The sequence below is a fragment of the Streptomyces sp. PH10-H1 genome (genome assembly GCF_030063355.1).
Lineage (GTDB): Bacteria > Actinomycetota > Actinomycetes > Streptomycetales > Streptomycetaceae > Actinacidiphila.
This window is the reverse complement of the sequence record NZ_JASISZ010000170.1, coordinates 1-3,455: the sequence shown is the minus strand read 5'-3', so window position 1 is coordinate 3,455 and position 3,455 is coordinate 1. Positions and strand designations below refer to the sequence as shown.

Sequence of the window (3,455 nt, the reverse complement as noted above, 5' to 3'; positions counted from 1 at the left end):
CTAGTGCAGCGCGTCGCAGGTCCTTTGCCGGTTGGGCGGGCTGGGCGCGGTCACGCCTCGTGGTCGGCGAGGTGGACGGTGGCGGCGGGGTCGAAGGCGTCGTTGGGGTGGCCGGTCGAGAACCGGCATGACACCAGTGTGGCGCACGGCCGGCCCCGGGGGATGTTCGGGGCTCGCCGTCCGGGAGCGGGGCGGAGCGGAGCGGGCAGGATGCGTCCTGACGTACCGCCACATCCATTGCCCAGGAGCCTCGGGTCCGGCATACGGTGGGTCGGGGCTGGGTTGCGCCGTCATCGCCTGATTGAGGCTACTCGCGGATCGGTGTCAGCAAGCTGTGAGCGCGGTGGCCCAGGTCCACATCCGGAACGGCCGTTCCGTCGGCGTAGGCCCGGGTGCGTCCGCCTACTGTGGCCGACAATCCGGAGCGCTCGGTGAGCCAGGCCGCCAGATCCGGGACGAGGCCAAGGACGACCAGTGCGTAGTCGCTGGTGTAGTAGTCGCGGATGTGCGCGGCCAGCAGGGCGATCCGGTGCGGGGAGCAGGCATGGGCGAGTTCGGGGAATTCGCTGATGAACCAGCCGTCGGCCAACTCCCGGTAGATGTCATCCTCGGTGGGAGGTTCCTCGCCCTCCTCGACCGGGAAATCGTCGGGGACCGCGTTGTGGCCGGGCCGCAGTTCGGCACGCCAGGCCGTGAACTCGGCGATCCACGCGTCCTTGCCGACCGGCTGTGCCGGTGCGGGGGTGCCGGCGGTCGCGGTGTTCCCGTCCAGGAAGTCCGAGCGGCGGAGCTCTTGGGCCAGCCGACGGCAGCGGTGGAATTCCGCGTACTGCCCTTCCGACTCGCCCCCGGGGTGGAAGAAGCCTGCCAGGCCCGGGAGAAGCCGCGCGGCGAGGTGGGGGTCCGAGACGGGTTCGAGACGGCACCCGGACGTGGCGTCCGGTCCGACCGCGGCCAGCCAGGATGCCAATGCCTGGTCGGCATCGGGGAAGTATCCGGCACCGACCGTCAGCGCGTCGCCGCCGCAGGCGTCGATGTCCCACAGGTACCACCGGTCCGGGCCGTTCGCGGCGGCGAACGGCGCGGTGACGGCGAACCGGGTGCCGTAGGCGTCCCGGCACCACAGGGCCGTGCCGGTCGGCGCGTCGGCGATCGGGCCTTCCGGAAGCGAGGGGTTACGTTCCCGCAGGTCCGTGACGGTCTTGACGGCGACTTGGGCTGCAGGGTGGGGGGTGATCCTGGCGAGGGCCAGAAGCAACCGCCACGCGCCGTTCCGCGATTGCGGCTCGTCGGCGGCCGTGACGGCCTGGAAGGCTGCTTGCACGGTGGCATCGGTCACGGCGTCGAGCAGCTGGTCCGGGCTGTAGGTGTCGAGGATCTCGGCGGCCCCTGATTCCCGCCGCGCCTCGCTCGCCGCGTCCTGCTCGGAAAGCGTCCGGCCCAAGCGGCGACACAACTCGTCCTCGGTCCAGGATGCCGAGCCGTCCGCGGCGACCAGGCCCGCGAGGATCGGTTCGGCGTCGCGGGCCGCGAGATCCATCCGCTGCCGGTCGAGCCGGCGACGGTACTCTCCGAAGTTGGCCAACTCCCCCCACGGCGCTGCTTCCTGTCCGGCCCTGCGAGTGGCGGGATTCCCCGACCGCCTCGCCGTGGCGGCGGACTGCGACGGCTTCTTCTTGCGCGACTTCGAGACTGGCATCCGGCCATTGTATGAACGTGCCGCGGAGCACCACGGCCAGAATCCTATTTTGTCCAGATAGGCGATGAATGTATACCACGGCCCGGCAGGTCGCGGCCGTTCCAAGGTCCATGTGGGAGTCCGAGGAGGTCGAACGGGCGGTGCAGGAGGTCGGGGCGCCGTCGTATAAGGGGTTCCGGTACCCGGCGAGCGTTATGCGGCTTGTGTGAAGGTGTCGGGGGCGGGTTGGGGGTGGCGGGTGAGGTAGCGGGCGTGCTCGGCGTCGGCGTCGTAGCGCCAGCGGTAGGGGCGGGCGGTGCGGTTGTAGCGGATGGTGTAGGTGGTGATCTGGGTTTCGAGGTCGTCGCGGGAGGCGAAGTCGCCGCGTCGCAGTAGGCGGCGGGTCAGCGCACTGAACCACTGCTCGACCATGTTCAGCCAGGAGGCATGCTTGGGCGTGTGGGTGACGGTGAAGCGGGGGTGGGCGGCCAGCCAGGCCCGGGTGGCCTTGGAGGTGTGCGAGGAGCCGTTGTCCATGACCAGGTGGATCTGCAGGGCCGGGTCGGTGCACTGGTCCAGTTGCCGCAGGAACGCGGTGAACGTCGCCGAGTTGTTGCGCTCGATGCGCTGGGCCAAGACCTGTCCGGTGGCCACGTCCATGGCCGCGACGATGGAGACCGTGCCGTGGCGGCGGTACTCGAACTCGCGGCGCTCCTCGCGTCCGGGGCGGGCGCGCACGCTCGGGTAGCGGCGGGACTTGGCCTGGATGCCCGTCTTCTCGTCGAGGCTGACCAACAGGGTACCGGGCGGCAAGTCCAGATACAGACGGCAGACCGCGCCGGCCTGGGCCCAGAAGGCGGGGTCGTCCGCGCGGTGCAGCCAACCGCGAACCTTGTGCGGACGCACCTTGGCCTCGGCCAGGATCCGTCCCACGGTGGAGGCGGACGGGACCAGGCCGCGCTCGGCCAGGTGCGCAGCAATCGAGGCGCGGGTCCAGAGCGAGGCACCCTCGGGCGGGACGGAGGTGGCGGTGGCCACCACGGCCAAGCGCTCGCTGGGACCGTACGTGTCCGGACGGCCGCAGCGGGGGCGGTCGAACAGCCCCCGCACCCCGCGTCGGCGGAAGCGCTCGCGCCAGGTGCGCACCGTCGGCAGGCTGCAGCCGAGTCGGGCGGCGATGTGCGTGTTGGGCAGGCCCTGGGCGGCCAGCAGCACGATCCGTGCCCGTCGCACCACCGCCTGCCCGGCCAGCGCACCGGCCACGATCGTGCGCAACTTGCGCTCCTGCTTGCGGGACAACGGCAACGGTGCAGCGGCAGGATGGGCCATGCATGCTCCTGGGCAAAGGATGTGGCGGTGCGCCAGGACGCATCCTGCCCGCTCCGCCCGCGCTCCCGGACGGCGGGCCCCGAACATCCCCCCGGGGCCGGCCGTGCGCCACACTGGTGTCATGCCGGTTCCCCCCAAGAGGCTCAAGGAAGACGTCGACGGCACCGTCGACCACTACGCCGCGCAACTGGGCCGTTGGCCCGCCCTGGCCGAGGTCGACGTGCGCTGGCGCGGCTCGTTCGGCTACCTGGCCGCGATCATCGAGCACGACGGGCAGGACGAGCACATCCCGCTGTGCCGCATCGAGTACCTCGGCGACGACCAGGAGTGGGGCTTCGCCCACTACTCAGCCGCCACCGACTCCTACACCGACGCTCTCCTGCACACCGGCGCCGACGTCGGCCACCCCAACGACGCCTTCGACACCGCCGCCATCGTCCACCTCGCC

The 3,455-nt window shown here is 71.2% G+C and carries 2 protein-coding genes and 1 pseudogene; 1 reads left to right on the top strand and 2 read right to left on the bottom strand.

The window, feature by feature from the left end:
• Positions 1-307: 307 nt before the first annotated feature.
• The gene (locus QMK24_RS40825; protein ID WP_283471977.1) at positions 308-1,699 is read right to left on the bottom strand and encodes a hypothetical protein; all 1,392 of its coding nucleotides are present in this window, start codon (positions 1,697-1,699) and stop codon (positions 308-310) included.
• A gap of 192 nt (positions 1,700-1,891) precedes the next feature.
• Positions 1,892-3,007: an IS630 family transposase gene (locus QMK24_RS40820; protein WP_283471975.1), complete on the bottom strand. Its 1,116-nt coding sequence runs from the start codon at positions 3,005-3,007 to the stop codon at positions 1,892-1,894.
• A gap of 121 nt (positions 3,008-3,128) precedes the next feature.
• On the opposite strand from QMK24_RS40820, the pseudogene QMK24_RS40815 reads away from it, so the two are divergent.
• A pseudogene (locus QMK24_RS40815) lies at positions 3,129-3,455 on the top strand (hypothetical protein); the annotation flags it as partial.

Coding starts and splice junctions, on each gene's coding strand:
- QMK24_RS40825 (WP_283471977.1), bottom strand. CDS start 1,699: ATGCCAGTCTCGAAGTCGCGCAAGAAGAAGCCGTCGCAGTCCGCCGCC.
- QMK24_RS40820 (WP_283471975.1), bottom strand. CDS start 3,007: ATGGCCCATCCTGCCGCTGCACCGTTGCCGTTGTCCCGCAAGCAGGAG.